Here is a 17,819-nt window from a genome sequence, read left to right as displayed (position 1 = left end):
ATGTCCATCGGGGAGGTATCAGGAGGCCGAGACATGCGGCGCGATGATGATCCCGCAAGATGGATTTCCGGGACAGAGACAGCGCGACAGCCGCAGCTCAACGTAAAAGGTGGGCTTTCCGTCCGCAGTGCACGCAAGGTGCAGGAATTCCTGAACGAGAACTTTTCGCGCAAGCTGGTGCTTGGCGAGATGGCTGCTGTGTGCGGGCTGTCGCCCTATCATTTCGTGCGGGCTTTCTCCAAGACGTTCGGGGCGCCGCCACATCAATACGTTCTCGATCTGCGGCTCGACTTCGCCGAAAGACTGCTTGCCGACAGCCGCATGACGATCGCGGAAATCGCCCATTTGGCCGGCTTTTCAAGCCAGAGCCATTTTACCACGGTGATGAAAAAATACCGCCAGGTGACGCCATCGCAGGCGAGAGCGAGCAAGCTTAACTCGAAGATTAGATGAGAAGCCGGTTGCGGCATTATTTGATTACTTGGTGTTAAAGCGTTGGCTAAGGTAACGAGCCGTTAACCTGCGTCAGTTTGCTTCGCTTTTTTCTCTCGCGGCAGCAATTTCGTGAAATACTACGTGCAGGAATCATGTCTTCCTGCCGTGGACTGGAATTGTCTGACGATTTCATGCCGGCCAGCGGAGAGGGAACCATGACCGACAATCAGATTTCGAGCGGCTCGTTTGTTCAGCGTCGTGCGGCGCATTTCGCCGGGCACTGGATCGCGGGTGCCGATCATGGCTCCCGCTCGGTTCGTCGTCGCCTGATGGCGGTGCTGCGCATGGCTCATCGCGTGCTCGGCATGCGCCGCAAGGGACATGGGCTTGGTGCGCTCGGCAATGGCAGGATTCTGGCGGCGGCGCTGGGTGCGATCGCTTTCGCGGGCGTCGCCACGCCGGCATTAGCACAGTTTGTCGGCGGCGGCGGGACGGCGAACGGGGTGCGTGGTATCGCGATTGGATCTGGAGCGGTGCAAAACGGAGCTGATTCCATCGCCCAAGGCACCAATGCCAATGCGGGCAGCCAGAATGCCGTCGCAATCGGCTTCCAGTCGCTCGCGACCCAGATCAATTCCGTCTATCTTGGCGCGCGCACCGCCGCTGGAACAGGTGCCACTGCCACAAGCGCCATCGGCATCGGCACGGATGTTACAGCCTCTCAGGCCGACGCCATCGGGATAGGACGTTCATCCGTTGCGTCGGCACAATACTCGGTGGCTCTGGGCCTGAACGCGCAGGCCACGGGCACTGGCGGCGCGATGGCGTTGGGCCAAGGCACGATATCAAGCGGCGTCAATTCGGTCGCGCTCGGCGTTCAGGCCAGTGCCACCGGGGCCGGCGCCAACGCCTTGGGCACTTTCTCCGTTGCTTCGGGAGGGAACTCCACTGCCCTCGGCACCAGCTCTGCGGCCAGCAACAATTATGCGACAGCCGCAGGCTGGGGGACCAAGGCCAGCGGAGCCAATTCCACTGCTGTAGGACGTGAGGCCGTTGCCAGCGGCATAAACGCCTCCTCATTCGGGACTGGAGCGAATGCGATAGGGGACAATTCTCTCGCGGCCGGCGTCAGCGCCAACGCCGGCGGGGTCGGCAGCACCGCGCTCGGCATCGGTACCTCGGCCGGCGGCGCCAGTTCGGCTGCTGTAGGCTTCCAAGCCCAGGCCGCCGGCACCAATGCTGTCGCCGTTGGTCCCCAGGCAAATGCATCGGCGGCAAACTCGGCGGCGCTTGGCAACGTCGCTACGGCCTCGGGCCAATTCGCGCTGGCGCTCGGCAATTCGGCTGTGTCGAGCGGTATCGGCTCGGTCGCGGCCGGCTCTGGAGCCCAGGCTACGGATGTCTCCGCTACCGCACTCGGCAACAACGCCATAGCGACCGCCGCAAGCGCGAGCGCGCTGGGATTGGGCGCTACTGCGAGCGCGACAAACAGCACGGCGGTCGGCAAGCAAGCCAATGCGAGCGCGCAAGACGCCATCGCCATGGGTACTACCTCAAAGGCAAGTGGCACCGCCAGCACAGCGGTTGGCAACACGGCCGTTGCCAGCGGCGCAAACGCCTCCTCGTTCGGGTCCGGAGCGAACGCGATAGGAGACAATTCTCTCGCCGCCGGCGTCAGCGCCAACGCCGGCGGAAGCGCCAGCACTGCTCTCGGCATCGGCACCGTTGCCAGCGCCGACAATTCCACTGCCGTCGGACGTGAATCCCGCGCCACCGGACTCAACAGTACCGCGCTCGGCCGCGGCGCCCAAAGCAGCGCCCTGAACTCCATCTCTCTCGGCGCTGGGACGAGGGCGTCCGGGATAGGCGCCGTCTATGTCGGCTCAAGCACTTTTGCAACGAGCGCCAGTGGAGACAACGCCATCGGCATCGGCACGGACGTGACGGCATCTGAGGACGACGCCATTGCAATGGGGCGCGACAGCCAGGCGACGGCAACCAACGCCATCGCGGTCGGTCTACAGTCCGCTGCGCTCTCCGCCGACTCCGTCGCTATCGGTACGGGCGCGACTGCCGATGGCGGCAAGTCCGTGGCCATTGGCGCCGGCAACACCGCCTACGGCGACGGCGCGGTGGCCATCGGCGATCCGAGCTATGCCAGTGGCACCGGCGCCTTCACCGGCGGCGCCAACAACATCGCCAACAGCGACGGCACGGCGACTGCCACCGCCGCCAACCAGGCCGCTGGTGCCGTCGCCATCGGCAACAGCAACAAGGCCATCGGGCAAGGCTCCGTGGCGCTGGGCAACGGCTCGACCGCGGGCGCTGCCGGCCTTGCGGGCAATGTCGCGTTCGGCAATGGCGCGACCGCGGCGGCGAGCTCAGGCGACGTGGCGCTCGGCTCGGGCTCGGTGACCGCCGTGGCGGTCGGCACGCCCAGCGCTGTGATCAACGGCACGACTTACGCCTTCCAGGGCACCACCCCGACCTCGACGGTCAGCATCGGCGCGCCCGGTGCGGAGCGCACGCTCACCAACTTGGCGGCGGGGCGGATCAGCGCGCTGTCGACCGACGCGGTCAACGGCTCACAGCTCTTCGCCACCAACCAGGCAGTCGACGCCATCGGCGCCGTCGTCAACAACATCAATGTCGGCGGTGGCATCAAATATTTCCACGCCAACTCGACCTTGCCGGATTCCCTGGCCCTTGGAACGGATTCCGTCGCGGTTGGGCCAAATGCCGTGGCCAACAATGCTGGCGACGTGGCGATTGGGTTGAATTCGACGTCGGGCGCAACGACCGCCGTCGGTGGAACAACGATCGGAGGCGTCAACTATGCCTTCGCCGGCACCACGCCGGCCGGCGCGTTCTCGGTTGGCTCGCTGGGCGCCGAACGCCAGGTCCAGAATGTCGCGGCCGGACAGTTGAACGGAAGCTCGACCGATGCGGTCAACGGCTCGCAGCTTTTTGCCACCAACCAGCAGGTCACGGCCAACACCACGGCGATTGCCAACATCGGCGGCTCGGTGACCGATCTCGGCGACACGATCAACAACATCGCCGGCGACACCTCGACCGCCTATACCGACGCCAATGGCGTCGGCATCCGCTACGCCCGCACCAACGAGGCCGGACTGGCGCAGACCGATTCCTTCGCTCAAGGCGTTGGCTCGACGGCCGTCGGTTACCAGGCGACCGCGACAGGCGTCAGCGGGCTCGCGCTCGGCCGCGACAGCCAGGCCAGCATTGACGGCGGCGTGGCGCTTGGGTCCAGTTCGGTCTCCGATCGCGCCCTGGCTCCGGCCACGGGCCAGATTGCCGCCGGTCCCTCCAACTTCATCCAATACAATACGACCGACAAGACTTTGCTTGGCGCCGTGTCGGTCGGCACTTCCACCGCCTATCGGCAGATCACCAACGTGGCCGACGGCACCCAGGCTCAGGATGCCGTGACGATCCGTCAGTTGCAGGGCGCGATCGCGGCGGTCTCGGTCACCTCGACGAAATACTTCCATGCCAATTCGGCGGCTGGCGACTCGCTCGCGGTCGGGGCCGAGTCGGTCGCTGTCGGTCCGACGACGGTCGTCAACGGTGACAATGGCGTCGGCATCGGCAATGGCGCGATCGTCGACCAGACCGCAGCCGGTGGCACGGCCATCGGCCAGAACGCCCATGTGATGCTGGCCGACGGCCTGGCGCTCGGCACCAATTCGACCGCCTCCGGTATCCAGTCGGTGGCGCTCGGCGCCGGCGCCCAAAGCACCTTCGCCAACAGCGTCGCGCTGGGCGCCCAATCGGTCACAACTGTCGGCGCGCAGGCGAATTACACGGCCTATGCGCTGGCAGGCCCGCAAACCTCGGCCGGCGAGGTGTCGGTCGGCGCCGTCGGCGCCGAACGCAAGCTGACCAATGTCGCCGCCGGCTCGGCCGATACCGACGCCGTCAACGTCTCTCAGCTTCGCGGCGTGTCGCAGAACGTTGCCAATCTGTTCGGAGGCAGCACAACGATCAATCCGGACGGCTCGATCACCGGGCCGACCTACACCATCCAGGGCAACAATTACTCGACCGTCTCTGACGGTTTCACGGCCGTCGACAATGCCCTGACCAACATCAGCAATGGCGGCGGCATCAAGTATTTCCACGCCAATTCGACGCTCGCCGACTCCGCCGCCAGCGGCGCCAACAGCGTCGCGATCGGGCCGGAGAGCGTGGCCAGTGGCACCGACAGCCTGGCCGCCGGGCATGGTGCGGCGGCCAGTGCGCAAGGCGCCGTGGCGCTCGGCGAGGGTGCCAAGGCCAACAATGCCAACGATGTCGCTCTCGGTTCCGGCTCGGTGACGCAGGCCGCGGTCGGCACCTCGAGCACCACCATCAACGGCAAGACCTACGCCTATGCCGGGACCGCTCCGGTCGGAACCGTCAGCGTCGGCGATGCCGGCGCCGAGAGGACGATCACGAATGTCGCCGCCGGACGCGTTTCCGCCGGCAGCACCGACGCGATAAACGGTTCCCAGCTTTTCGCCACGAACACGGCGATCGAGGATCTGAAAGACGGCGTCGGAAACCTTACCCAGAATGCCGCGGTTTACGACACCAATCCGGATGGCAGCAAAAAGAACAGCATCACGCTGCAGGGCGGAGACGTCAACGCGCCGGTGGTCATCTCGAATGTCGGACCCGGTGTTGCCGGCACCGATGCGGTCAACGTCAACCAGTTGAACCAGGGCATAACCGAGACCAAGAGCTATACCGACAACCGTGTGGCCTACGCTATCGACACGGCCAACGACTACACCGACAAAGTGGCCGTCACGACCTTACAGCAGGCCAACGATTACACGGACCAGAAGCTCAGCCAGCTCAATTCTGACATCAGCGGCGTACGCGACGAAGCGCGGCAAGCGGCCGCAATCGGGCTCGCCGCCGCCTCGCTGCGCTACGACGACCGTCCCGGAAAGTTGAGTGTCGCGGCGGGTGGCGGCTTCTGGCGGGATGCCGGCGCTTTCGCGTTTGGCGCGGGCTACACCAGCGAAGACGGCCGCATCCGCGGCAATCTGTCCGGCACGGCCGCGGGTGGACATGTCGGTGTCGGCGCCGGCCTCAGCTTCACCTTGAATTGAGGCTGGAATGAACAGGCAAACCAGCCATGCCCGCCTTGCCGCACTGACTTGCCTGGCGCTCTGCGGCGGCCTCATGCCGGCTGTCGGGCAGGTTGCCTCGCAATACAGGATCAAGCCCTCGGACGTGGTGGTCCCTCCCGAGGTAAAACTGGGGGACTACCAGCGCACCATCCGTCCCTTCGAAAACTGGACATTGATCTGCGACGAGAACCTCAAAGCCCGCAAGAAGGTTTGCAATGTCTCGCAGGTGATCGAGGACACATCCGGCAAGATGGCCTTCAGCTGGTCGCTCGCCGCCACGCAGGCCGGCAAGCCGTACATGATCCTGCGCACCGCGCCGAACGCCAGGAGCGACGGCCTGGTGTCGCTCAAGTTCGAGGGGCGAAGCCAGGCGATCGACGTTCACCTGAACGGCTGCAACGAAATGGTCTGCGTCGGCATGTTGCCGGTGGGGCCCGTCATGCGCCAACAGATCTCGCAGAATGCGACGCCGGCGATCTCCTACTCGACCGTCGACGGTGGGACGATCACCGTGACCGCAACGCTCAAGGGGCTGACAGACGCCCTTTCGCCAGTCAAATAACCGGGGCAGCATCATGAGCCAACAGGACCAGTTCATGTCCGCAAAACGCAGCAGCCCGACCGTCGAGGCGGATCGGCAGAGGCTCGTCGAGCCCGCGCGCCGGCGCTGGCCACGCGTCGCCGGATTTTCGCTGTTGGGACTGGTGGTGGCAGGCCTTGGCTTCGCCGCCGGGAACTATGCCGCGATCGCCAATCTCGTCGGCGGCGCGACGGCCGCACAGGCTTCGACGGCGTCGCTGGCGCTTCCGGACACGCCTTTCCTCCAGCATGTCAAGCAAGCCGGTGTTCAGGCCTGTTCGACCGTCTTTCCGGTGCTCGGACAGATTTTGACGACTGGCACGAAATACAGCGTCAAATCGTTATGGAACGACCAGGCTGCCGACAAACATGCCGTTCAGGCCTTTGTCGGCATGGACTATGCGACGGAACGATATAGCGGGCCCGCAGCCGGCGTCGTTTTTGCATCGCCCACCGCTTCAGGTTGCGAGGGGGCAATGGTGCGGGTGGCGCCGTTCGCCAGCCCGTGTTCCGACATCCCGTCCGTTCTTCCGCGGGGCAGCAAGATCACCGACCACCTCGGGCAGGTCGAGGTCTACGAGCTTGGCGAAAACGCGGGGGAGGCCCTTCTCCTGCCGACGGGCAACAGCTGTGTGGTGATCTCCGTTGCTTCGGCGGCGAAATGAGCACGCGAAGCTGATGGCGACGGCTCCCGCAGAGGATTGCTGACTATGAGATATGGACCTTTGGCTGTTGTTCTTGGCATTGCCTTGCTCTGGGCCGGGCAAGTCATCTCGGCCGATCTGGTGGAAGGACCACCGGAGCCGCCGGCTCCGCCTCAGGAGGAAAAAGGCATCTGGGCGGCGATCGCCTATTCCACTGCCGATGTCAAATACGGCTTCTTCTGGGGCGCCGACAAGCGGCAAGAGGCATCGGATATCGCTCTCAAGTATTGTGAGAACGCGGGCGGACAGACCTGCACCGTCGTAGCCGTGTTCCGCAACCATCGTCATTGGGACGACGACGACCAGACCGGCTTTCCTTACAATCACTGTGGTGCCCTGGCCGTGGCCGAGAAGGCAACCAACCGGCTCACGCCCTGGGGCGCAAAGTCTGCTCAGACCCGCCGGGAAGCGGAAGACCTCGCCTTGCAGGCCTGCGAGGCGACAGGTGGCAAATGCAAGATCCGCGAGTGGGTCTGCACATGAAGCCTGGCGCCAAAGCCATCTCGGCATGCGGGTGGGCAAAGCGGGTTGGAAATGATGGATTGCGTGGGAAACGCGAGCTTCAGGACGCCAAGGCAAGGTCCCCACGGGTTAATTTGCGCATCTTGGTTTATGAAAATCTACTAGTTCTCGGCGCCGATCTATCTTCCGAAAAGTCTGCCGTTATAGCGGCCAACTCAGGATTCAGTCGCAAATAGCGGGCGATTCTGCCCGCATTGGCCACTGCCCGCTGTTTTTTGTCCTTTTCTCCGCTTGGCAGGTCTGGATTACCATCGTAGCGGGGTCGATGCTTATGTGCCATTTTTGCTACATTTCACAACCTTGTGGCCTGAATCCCCCTTTTAGCAGAGGCTAATTCAATAATTTCTCACACATTTCGTGAAACTGTGGGTAATTCTCGATGGGCAGGCCTTGGCTTGGTTGTAGCGCTCGCGGATAAGGGTGCTGGGGAAACGTTAGGGTGGGTTAAATGAATACGACAAGCATCTCGACCATTGGCAAGCGCCTTGGTCTTTTGATGACGGCTACCATGCTGACCTGCGGAAGTGCTCATGCGCTCACGCTCAAGGAGGCGATGGCCGTTGCGGTGGAATCCAATCCCGAGATTGGACAGGCAATCGAAAACCGCGAAGCAATCGAGTTCGAACTGCGGCAGGCCAAAGGCCTTTATCTTCCCAGCGTCGATGTCGAGGCATCGGCTGGAGTTCGTCGCCTCGACAATTCGTCCCGGCGCGCACTGTCCATAGAGGACGATTCGCTCTATCCGGCAGAAGCGGATCTGGTGGTTACACAGAAGCTATTTGACAGCGGAGCGCGGCGAGCGGAATTGAACCGCCAGGCGTCGCGAGTCGACGGAGCGTCCTTCCGGGTCCTGGAGCGCTCGGAATTCATTGGGCTGTCGGTCGTCCAGGACTACCTTGAATACATGCTGCAGGCTTCGATCGTCGCCGAAGCCAAGAAGAATCTGGGTTTCCATCAGGCGATACTTGGCGACATCCGGCAAGGCATCTCAGGCGGGGCGCTGAACGAGGCCGATCGGCAGCAGGCCGAGGAGCGTCTGTTCGCAGCCAAGGCACGCATGCAGGAGGCGACCGAAGAACTGGAAGCCTCCAAGATCCGCTTCTTCAAGACCGTCGGGAAACCGCTGGTCAACGCTTCGCGGCCCGCAGACGTCGCCGCCGCACTTCCGAGGTCACTTGATGACGCGCTGGGCCTGGCGCGGCAGAACAATCCGCGCGTTCACATGGCCACCAGCGATATCGCCGCTGCTGCTTCCATGGTGGATGCGGCCCGGGCGAAATATGGCCCCGAAGTCCTGGCTGAAGGCCGCGCCAGGGGTGGGTATGACATTGACGGCGACAACGGGGACGCCAGTGACCTTCAGGCGCGTCTGGTGCTGCGTTGGAACCTGTATCGAGGCGGCATAGACAAGGCCAATGAGCAGGAACAGATCCGTCGTGCCAGCGAGCAGCGGCTTGCCTATCACCAGGTGCTGCGCGAAATCGAGGAAGCCGTTCGCACGTCATGGGATCGCCGTTTCAGGCAGGCCGACCTTGCAAAGACGCTGAGGCAGCAGGCTGCTTCCAGTGAAAAGCTGGTTTCGTCTTATCGCGAGCAGTTCAAAGTCGGACAGCGCTCGCTGCTCGATGTGCTTGACGCACAGAATACGCGGTTCAACACGGCAACACTGGCGGACACAGCATCCTACGCATCGCTTTTCGCCCAGTACCGGTTGCTCGCGGCGACAGGCGAGTTGCTGAAGACGATGAACCTTCAGCCGGCAAAGCAGGCGACGGCATATGCACGCGCCGAGTTCAACGCACCAGAAACCGCAGACACTGAAACCTATGCGCGGACGCCATCGGAGCAGAAGAACGACCTGCCTTTCGATATCCTCGCGCCAGTGAGGAAAAAGTAAGACGGCATAGGGTCCAGCGAGGGTCCTTACGGGCATATCGTGAACCAGCAACCCAACATCCTCTCCCCCAAGGAGGCATTCAAGGCCTGCTTTTCAGCGGTTGCCGGCTATCTCGGCAGGCCGAGCGCTGAGACAGTGCTGTTTGCCGGGGTGCCGATCTCAGAGACGCGAATTGAGGTAGAGGATATTCGGCACCTTGCCGAGCGTATCGGCCTCGAGGTCAAGGAAGTCAGTCATCGCGATTTCCTGCGCGGACGCGTCGATCTTCCCGCCATTCTGTTTCGCGCCAGCCAGCTGCCTGTTGCCCTGCTCGCGGAGATTGAGCCGGGCGAATACCTGACTGCGCCCCAGGAGAACGGCCGCACCGCGATCAGCAGATCCGAGCTGGCCGCCAGCTATATCAGCGGCGGCGCTTCCTTCTCGATCACCTATGCCAATGCCACCGAGGGGATGAAGGTCGGCTCGGCGCAGAAGATCGAAAGGCGCCATTGGCTGACGGGGACGATGGGCGCCTTCTGGCGCACCTATTCGAAAGTCGTCCTTGCGGCGACCTTCATCAATGTGCTGGCCATTGCCTCGCCCATCTTCACGATGAACGTCTACGACAGGATTCTGCCGAACAAGGCAATATCCACACTGTGGGTTCTGGCAATTGGCATTGGTGCCGTCATCCTGTTCGATCTGCTTTTGAAGACGGCCAGGGCCTCCCTGATCGACTATGCCGGGCGCAAGGCGGATATTCGGATATCGTATCTTCTGTTCGAAAAAGTGCTGAACTCGTCACTGTCGGCGCGTCCCGGCTCGACCGGTGAATATGCAAACAGGATCACGCAATATGAGTTCGTCAGGGAGTTCTTCACCTCGAACACCATCAGTGTGTTCATCGACACGGCATTCGTCTTCGTCTTTCTTCTTGTCATCTATGCGATAGGCGGCTGGCTGGTGATCATACCAGCGTTGGCCTTTGTGATGTCCGTCATCGTCGGCTTGATTACCCAGCGCCGTATCGGCAAGCGCGTCGCCGCGTCAATGAACGAAGCTTCGCAGCGCCAGGCGCTGCTGGTCGAATCCATCTCCACGCTGGAGACGATCAAGTCGCTGCGCGCCGAGGCGTATCTGCTGCGAAAATGGGGGGAGCACTCCAAGAACGCTGCCAACACGTCCGAGAAGATCAAGCAACTTTCGGCGGCTGCGGGCAACATAACCCAGTCCATACAGCAGCTGGTGACCGTCGCTCTGGTCGTGGCCGGCGCTTACGCCTTCTCGGAAGGGCATGTTTCGACAGGCGCAATCATAGGAACGGTCATGCTGGCGAGCAGGGCCGTGGCTCCACTCGGCCAGATCGCCATCACGCTGTCCCGGTTTCGCCAGGCCATGCTCTCGTTGAGGATGGTGAACTCGATCATGGCTCAACCGGAGGATCGACCGGACACGGTGGGTTTCGTCAACCGTCCCATTCGCAACGGAGCGATGGTGTTCAGGAATGTCGGGTTTGTCTATCCCGGTTCGGAAAACGAGGTCTTGACCGGTCTGAATTTCACGGTGAAGCCGGGAGAGCGGATCGGCATCATCGGTCGCATCGGATCGGGAAAGACGACGATGGGTCGGCTGATCGGCAGGCTTTTCCTGCCGACCTCCGGTGAGCTGCTGCTGGATGGGATTGATGTTCGCCAGTATCACCCGTCAGAGGTTCGCGCCGCCGTCGGCATCGTTGCGCAGGCTGGCGACCTGTTCTCGGGCACCATCAAGGAAAATCTCCTGATGGCCTGTCCGGAGGCTACCGACGAGCAAATCATCGAAGCGGCAAAGGCGGCTGGCGTCGACGATTTCGTCTCACGACACCCGCGCGGCTACGACATGAATGTCGGCGAGCGTGGTACCAATCTTTCGGGCGGCCAGAGGCAGACGGTGGCGATCGCACGCCTGCTGCTGACCAAACCGAAAATCGTCTTTCTGGATGAACCATCGGGCTCGATGGATCTCGCATCGGAACGCCAGTTGATAAAGCAGCTCAAGGTCGCTTTCGACCGCGACACCACGCTGATCGTCTCCACACATCGCTTCAGCATGCTTGAACTGGCCGACCGCCTGATCGTTATCGAACAGGGCAAGATCGTTGCTGACGGACCGAAGGAACAAGTTATACAGGCGTTGCAGAAAACAAGCGCCTGATAAAACAAATGTTGATGCATCCAATGCGTTGGGGCGTGGGAAATGCTTGCCAGGGAAGATCGACCGCCGCTCTTTGCGTCGGCGTCCATATTCATAATAGGAGCGCTCTTCGTCGTTTTTGTCGCCTGGGCGTCCTTTGCCGAAGTCGATGAGATCGCACGGGGCGACGGCAAGGTGATACCCGCTTCCAAGACCCAGATCATTCAGGCCAGTGAAGCTGGTGTCGTCCAGGAAATCGCAGTGACGATTGGCCAGGTCGTGAAGAAGAATGATCTCATCATTCGCCTCGACAACACGCTCAACACGTCCAGCCTTGGCGAGCAGCAGGCCAAGGCGCGGGCCTTGCAGGCGCGCATTGCGCGGCTGCAATTCGAGCAGAGCGGCAATCTCGAAGGGTCATTTCCCTGTCCCCCCGAGATCCAGAAGACGGCGCCGGAAATCTGCGAAAACGAGCAGAAGCTGCTCGTTGCGCGCCGCGAAAACTTCGAAGTCAAGCTGTCGGTTCTCAAGTCGCGCCTCGATCAGCGCGAGAATGAATTGGACGAAGCCACCGCCAATCTCGATCGCCTGACCAAGAATCTGGCCGTTAGCGACCAGGAAAAGGCGCTGGTCGATTCCATGGTCAAGAAGGGGCTGATGGCGAGGACCGAGCAGATCCGCGTCGAGCGCGAGCAGACCGAACTGCAGGGGCAGTTGAACCTCGCCGGCGAAACCATCAAGAAAACCAAGGGGGCTATCACGGAAGCCCAGCTTCAGGTCAACGAACTCGGCCTGCAGTTGCAGCAGGAGGCGTTGAGCGACCTGACGGAGGCGCTGGCCGATCTCTCGGTGGTGGACGAAACCATAAGGGGGGCGACCGACAAGGTCGCACGCACTGATATCCGGTCGCCGGTGGACGGGATTGTCAACACGCTGGAGCTGAACACGGTCGGTGCCTTCGTCCAACCCGGCGCCGTCGTGGCCGGCATCGTGCCAACCTCGGAAACGTTGCTCGTCGAGGCGCGGGTGTCTCCCCGGGATGTCGCGTTCATCCGCCCCGACCAGGACGCGCTTATCAAAGTCACTGCCTATGATTTCTCGATCTTTGGCGGCATCGAAGGCAAGGTCTCCAATATTACAGCCGACAGCCTGGTCGATCAGAAGACAGGGGAGCCCTATTACCAAGTGCGCGTGTCGACGGATAAATCGACACTTGAGAGAGACGGCAAGGCCTATTCGATCATTCCGGGCATGATCTGTTCAGTCGACATCAAGACCGGACGCAAGACGATCCTGAACTATCTCTTGAAGCCGATCAACAAGGCGCGTCAGGAGGCAATGAGTGAGCGCTAGCGCTGACTCTGCCGGTCACGGGCGGTTGCTGCCTCCGGTAGCGCCCGAGGATTTTGGGCTGGAATTCCGGGTTGTGGCGCGTGGCGGCATACGACGCGGCATCCGTTTGGAACGGGCTTTCTGGGCGTCACTGAAGCAGATGGCCGAAAGCCGGAAGTGCACGATCGGCATGCTCATCGATGAGATCGCCGAAAGTCAGGCACAGACAGGTAACCTGACATCTGCGATCAGGGTGGCCTGCATGCGTGGATTGGGGAACGAAAACCTGACCCTGCGAAGGCTAGCGTCGATCAACACCATCAACGCCATACTGGTCGCCTGTCCGTCACCAGCCTTTGCCCTGGCATCGTCGAAGAAGATCCTGACGTTCAACGCGCCGTTCCAGCAACTGGTCAAGCGTCAATTGCCAATAGCCCCAAACGACGAAGCGCGCCATGACCTCAAGCTGGCGCTCGACCTCAATGTTGCCGACATATTCGCGCGGCTTGACGCCAATGGCGAAGCGCCGGTGGCTACCGGCTTTGTCATCGGCGCCGGTGAACGTCGATACCGAGGTCAGTTGAATGCGGTGCGGGCCCCGGTACTCGAGCCGGAGCTGCTGATGGCGTTCGTCTTCGGCGGCTAAGGCGTGTCGCGCTGAAACGGATCCAATCGACGGCTTCACGCCTTTTGTTTTATGCAGGTCGTTGTCCCAAAGCCGCTGCGCACTTTTGGCGTCAGCATTCACGGGTAGACGTCCCACCCTTCACCTGAACGCACCGCACGATCGTGCCGGAAGGCCTATGGCTGAAAACCTTCGCCCGGTGCGACGGTCGCGAAGCCGCCTTTGATGTCAGCCATCTGGGCTGCGCCCGGTCTTGAGCCGTGGATCCAGGCGCGGTCCGTGCTGAACGAATAGAGCGGAACGTAGTCCGGAAGATCGCTATCGCGCACGACGGTGTTGCTGAGGCTGTCGAGAATGAAGGTGCCGCTGCCTGTGCTCACCGACAGCACTGCGTGAAAGAAGCCTCTCTTGCGGTCCTGAAGAACAACGAGCGCCATGCTTTGCGCTGGAATGCCAGCCCTCAGCAGAGCCGTCATCTTGAGAATGGCAAAATCCTCGCAGTCGCCGGCTCGCCGTTCGAGAATTTCCGACGGCTTTGCCCAATAGTCGAGTTTGCCGTAGACAACACTGTCTTTCCGGTAGGCGATCAGGCGGTTTACGCTGCTGTTGACGAAGGATAGCTTCTCGCTGAACCCCTTGCCCTGAGCGGCTGAGACCATGCTGGCAAACGGTGCACTCTTGCGCTCGCAGGCGCTGCCTGCCGAGCAGCTGGTGATTGCCCGGTAGACGGGTGCCCAGCGAGCCGAGACGGGAAAATTGCGCATCGACAAGGCTACCGACCCGAATACGCCGGGAATAATCGACGCCGTCTGCAGCGGATCTATCCCGGCATCGCTTCGCGCCACTGACGAGCCATCCCCGCGATCAGCAACCGCCGGGACTGCCGGGCCATAACTGCCGAAAACCATACCGACCCGGTACGGGGCCGCAGGCTGCCAGGGCTGAGGCCTCGACAGCGAAACTCCACCGAGACAGGGCGGCGCCTGGAGCTTTTCCAGGGGCGTGCCGGCAGCGGCGACCTCCCCGGAAACGGCATTCGCGAATGAGGGTCCTGCCAGGCCGACGAGACCGATTGCCAGCAAGAGCACCTTGAACCCGGTTTTTCCCGGGGCTGATTTTTCTTTTTTCATAACGCCCACCTTTTGACTGTGGACGCTACCAATCTTGTCTCAAATTATTGGAAATGAAGGTGGATAACTTAGTCGCAAATGGCTTTGTCTATTTTCTATAAAATTTTATTCAATTTTATACTTCTATTCACCAAGAAACTTCGACTTGCCTCAGCCAAGCAAGTCGCACCGAAGCCGACATATATCAGGTTATATTGTCACAGTTTACCACGTGTAAAAAATGCCAAACTAAGCATATCAGAATATATGAAATGGATTGCGGGACTGTTGCAAAGCAGAAGCGGCCAATGTCTCTTCCGGGAAATGCCGGAGGGGTTTCAGCAATGATCAACAATAACGAGTTGGACAGTTTTTCGGGTTCCTTGGACGAGCATTCCGCGTCCAGCGAACATAACGGTCAGGCATCGCCGGGAGAGATCCTGGTTGCACAGGCAACTTCGGCGCAGCAGCCCGCACCGGCAGCGGCCGAACCGGTGCCGGTCGATGTTGGCAGCGGAGCGCCTGTCAAGCCGGCAGCGCCGGCGACAGCAAACGCACCGGCAGCGACGGCACCGCATGAATATGTGGCTGACGCCAGCAACATCGTAAAGCTACCGTCCAACGTTTCCATCGACAACATCAAGGTCGACGGCCACAACCTTGTGCTCGAACAGGCCGACGGCTCGGTGATCGTGATCAAGGATGGCGCCTTGAACGTGCCGACCTTCGTCATTGGCGACGTCGAGGTGCCCCGCGTTGCCTTGCTGGCAGCTCTCGAGGCAAGCCATGTCGACGTTGCTTTCGGCGCCGACGGTTCCATGTCGGCCGGCCCAGGCGGTTCGCCCCCCAGCGCAGGCGGGAATTTCGAAATCCCCGCCGGCGGTATCGGCGACGGGTTTGGCCTTTCGGCCTTGTTGCCCCCGACAGACTTGCAGTTCGGGTTGTTGGAACGGCGCGAACTGACAATCGGCGTTGCGGAAAAAGAAGAAAATTCCACCCCCTCGATCGACCTCATAGGCTCGGCAACAGTCAGCGAGGCCGGCTTGCCGGCGCGTGGCGGCGAGCCTGCCGGCTCGAACGAGGCTGCGTCTTCGGAGACGACCTCGGGCAACATCGGCTTCACCTCGCCGGACGGCGTGCAGGTGGTTTCGCTCGGCGGTCATGCGTTGAGTGGTGTGGATCAGACCTTCACCGATGCGACCGGCTCGCTGACGGCGAGTTATGTCTACGATGCGGCGACCGGCATCGGCACCATCCACTACACCTACACGCTTCTCGACAACACTGCTGGCAACGCCACCAATGTGAGCTTCCCGGTTGCGGTTACGGATGCAAATGGCGACCCGGCACCGAACGGCAATCTTGTCATCAATATCATCGACGACGCACCGACGGCAGTTGCCGACACCGATGCGGTGGCGGCGGGTTCGCACGCGCCGGTCGACGGCAATGTGATCAGCGGCGCCGGCAGCGACGGCAATGCGGCGGGCGCCGACACCAAGGGTGCCGATGACGCGACGGTTGCGGGCGTGGCCGCCGGCACGACGAATGCGGATCTGGACAGCGGCGTCACACTGAACGCGCCGATCCACGGCACCTACGGCACGCTGACACTGCAGGCGGATGGCTCCTACAGCTATGTGCGCGATGCCGGGACGCCCGGCGGCGTCAAGGATGTGTTCACCTACACGATCAAGGACGGCGACGGAGATCTGTCGCACACGACATTGACGATTTCGATCGGTAATTCGACACCGACGATCGGTGACTTGTCGCCGGCAGCCGGTGGCGGCGACGTGACCGTCAACGAGGACGATCTCCTGGCCAGCCGCGGACAGGGCGAATCGGCTGGATCGGACAGTTCAAAGGAGAGCACCACCCAGGGCGGCACGTTCACCATCTCGTCGCCCGACGGCATCGCCTCGCTGGCGATCGAGAATCATGCCTTCATCACCAATGGCGTGTTCACGGCCGGCTCCTTCACCACCGCGCTCGGCAACACACTGACGGTGACCGGCTACAATGCCGGCACCGGTGTGGTGAGCTATACCTACACACTCGTCGACAACGAGGCGCATGCGCCCGTTCAGGGCACCAACAGCCTGTTCGAGAACTTCACCGTCACGCTCACCGACCAGGACGCGCAGAGCGTCAACGGCACGCTGTCGGTCAACATCGTCGACGACGTGCCGACGGCTACGGCCGAGGCTTCGCAGAATGTTCTTGAGGGTGCGACGATCACCGGCACGCTGGACTTCGCTGCCGGCGCCGACGGCGCCACGGTGACGCATATCGGCGCCACGGCGCTGGTGTTCGGCCAAGACGGCTACTCGCAGGCGATCGACATCGGCGACGGCTTCATCAAGGTCAAGGCTGACGGCAGCTATTCATTTACGGCCAACAGTCCGGTCATTGGGGCCGGTGCGGCCTCGGCGACCTATACTGTGACGGACGGCGATGGCGACAAGGCGACGGCCGGCATCAGCTTTGCGGTGACGGATGCCAACCATCCGACGGCCGGCACGGCGGCGGCGGCGGTCGATGACGACGGGCTTGCTGGCGGCAATGCGGCAAGCACGGCGGGCGACATCGACGCCAACGCGGGCGAAGTTCCGCTCAGCGCCAGCGAAGCGACCTACAACGGCACGCTGGGCGGCAGCGTCGGCGGCGACGGCGCCGGTTCCAACGGCTTCTCGTTCGCGGCGCTGGACGGCACCAACGGGACGGTCGGCCAGGAGAACGTCACCTACAGCTGGAACGCCGGCAACGACACGCTGACGGCGACGGGTCCACGCGGCGAACTGTTCACGGTGCATGTGACCGATCCGGCCACTGGCGCCTACACGGTGACGCTGCTCGAAAACGTGCTTCAGGCCCAGGGTCCGAACGACGAGAACAATGCGACCGTCAACCTCGGCTATGTGATCACCGATGCCGACGGCTCGACGGCACCGGGCACGCTGACCATAACCTTCAACGATGATGCTCCGTCGATCACCAACGCGGTGGTCGGCAGCTCGGTGACGCTTGACGAGACGAACAATGGTCCGACGACGGACGGCGTGCTGACCCCGGCGCTGATGACGGCAACGAGCGCTGCGGCGATCGTGACGGTTTCGTCGAGCTATGGCGCCGACGGCGCCGGAACGACGACCTATGCCCTGTCGGTGACACAGGCGAACTCCGGACTTGCGACGGCACAGGGCGATCATGCGATCACGCTGGTGCAGGTCGGAAGCACGATCGAGGGCCAGTACAACGACGGCGCGACGCACACGGCGTTCACGGTGTCGATCGCACACGGCGTTCACGGTGTCGATC

Annotated in this window: 11 protein-coding genes and 1 pseudogene; 11 read left to right on the top strand and 1 reads right to left on the bottom strand. The window is 62.1% G+C overall.

Annotation, left to right across the window (positions count from 1 at the left end; all coding sequences use genetic code 11):
- Nucleotides 1–33 precede the first annotated feature (33 nt).
- From AC1D10_RS27295 to AC1D10_RS27250, 10 genes and pseudogenes are all read left to right on the top strand, one after another.
- Nucleotides 34–453 carry a helix-turn-helix domain-containing protein gene (locus tag AC1D10_RS27295; RefSeq protein ID WP_477277419.1) on the top strand — a complete coding sequence of 140 codons (420 nt, stop codon included), beginning with the start codon at nt 34–36 and terminating at the stop codon, nt 451–453.
- A 134-nt stretch (nt 454–587) separates the two neighbouring features.
- Nucleotides 588–1,016, top strand: a pseudogene (locus AC1D10_RS27290) (hypothetical protein); the annotation flags it as partial.
- A 48-nt stretch (nt 1,017–1,064) separates the two neighbouring features.
- On the top strand, nt 1,065–5,558 hold the full coding sequence (locus tag AC1D10_RS27285) for a YadA-like family protein (RefSeq protein WP_477278134.1): 4,494 nt from the start codon (nt 1,065–1,067) through the stop codon (nt 5,556–5,558).
- Between the two features lie 7 nt (nt 5,559–5,565).
- Nucleotides 5,566–6,141, top strand: coding sequence for an invasion associated locus B family protein (locus AC1D10_RS27280; RefSeq protein WP_477277417.1), 576 nt, complete (start codon nt 5,566–5,568; stop codon nt 6,139–6,141).
- Between the two features lie 13 nt (nt 6,142–6,154).
- A complete protein-coding gene (locus AC1D10_RS27275) occupies nt 6,155–6,823 on the top strand; it encodes a hypothetical protein (protein ID WP_477277415.1) in 669 nt (222 codons plus the stop codon).
- A 45-nt stretch (nt 6,824–6,868) separates the two neighbouring features.
- The gene (locus tag AC1D10_RS27270) at nt 6,869–7,345 is read left to right on the top strand and encodes a DUF4189 domain-containing protein (RefSeq protein WP_477277413.1); all 477 of its coding nucleotides are present in this window, start codon (nt 6,869–6,871) and stop codon (nt 7,343–7,345) included.
- A gap of 487 nt (nt 7,346–7,832) precedes the next feature.
- Nucleotides 7,833–9,281, top strand: coding sequence for a TolC family protein (locus AC1D10_RS27265; protein WP_477277411.1), 1,449 nt, complete (start codon nt 7,833–7,835; stop codon nt 9,279–9,281).
- 39 nt (nt 9,282–9,320) lie between these two features.
- Nucleotides 9,321–11,453: a type I secretion system permease/ATPase gene (locus AC1D10_RS27260; RefSeq protein ID WP_477277409.1), complete on the top strand. Its 2,133-nt coding sequence runs from the start codon at nt 9,321–9,323 to the stop codon at nt 11,451–11,453.
- Between the two features lie 42 nt (nt 11,454–11,495).
- Entirely contained in the window at nt 11,496–12,785 is a 1,290-nt protein-coding gene (locus AC1D10_RS27255; RefSeq protein ID WP_477277407.1) for an HlyD family type I secretion periplasmic adaptor subunit, read from the top strand.
- Nucleotides 12,775–13,410, top strand: a complete 636-nt coding sequence (locus AC1D10_RS27250) for a ribbon-helix-helix domain-containing protein (RefSeq protein ID WP_477277405.1) — start codon at nt 12,775–12,777, stop codon at nt 13,408–13,410. Before AC1D10_RS27255 ends, AC1D10_RS27250 begins: the two co-directional genes overlap by 11 nt.
- Before the next feature lie 155 nt (nt 13,411–13,565).
- On the opposite strand, the gene AC1D10_RS27245 is transcribed toward AC1D10_RS27250, so the two are convergent.
- Nucleotides 13,566–14,519: a transglutaminase-like cysteine peptidase gene (locus AC1D10_RS27245; RefSeq protein WP_477278132.1), complete on the bottom strand. Its 954-nt coding sequence runs from the start codon at nt 14,517–14,519 to the stop codon at nt 13,566–13,568.
- A gap of 323 nt (nt 14,520–14,842) precedes the next feature.
- Between AC1D10_RS27245 and AC1D10_RS27240 the strand changes: the two genes are divergently transcribed.
- Nucleotides 14,843–17,819 (top strand): beta strand repeat-containing protein (locus AC1D10_RS27240; protein ID WP_477277403.1); only part of this gene is annotated, 2,977 nt, incomplete at its 3' end.

It is taken from the genome of Mesorhizobium sp. P2_A8, assembly GCF_056404935.1.
This window is presented reverse-complemented; position numbering and strand designations above follow the sequence as displayed.

Coding starts and splice junctions, on each gene's coding strand:
- AC1D10_RS27295 (WP_477277419.1), top strand. CDS start 34: ATGCGGCGCGATGATGATCCCGCAAGATGGATTTCCGGGACAGAGACA.
- AC1D10_RS27280 (WP_477277417.1), top strand. CDS start 5,566: ATGAACAGGCAAACCAGCCATGCCCGCCTTGCCGCACTGACTTGCCTG.
- AC1D10_RS27275 (WP_477277415.1), top strand. CDS start 6,155: ATGAGCCAACAGGACCAGTTCATGTCCGCAAAACGCAGCAGCCCGACC.
- AC1D10_RS27270 (WP_477277413.1), top strand. CDS start 6,869: ATGAGATATGGACCTTTGGCTGTTGTTCTTGGCATTGCCTTGCTCTGG.
- AC1D10_RS27265 (WP_477277411.1), top strand. CDS start 7,833: ATGAATACGACAAGCATCTCGACCATTGGCAAGCGCCTTGGTCTTTTG.
- AC1D10_RS27255 (WP_477277407.1), top strand. CDS start 11,496: ATGCTTGCCAGGGAAGATCGACCGCCGCTCTTTGCGTCGGCGTCCATA.
- AC1D10_RS27245 (WP_477278132.1), bottom strand. CDS start 14,519: ATGAAAAAAGAAAAATCAGCCCCGGGAAAAACCGGGTTCAAGGTGCTC.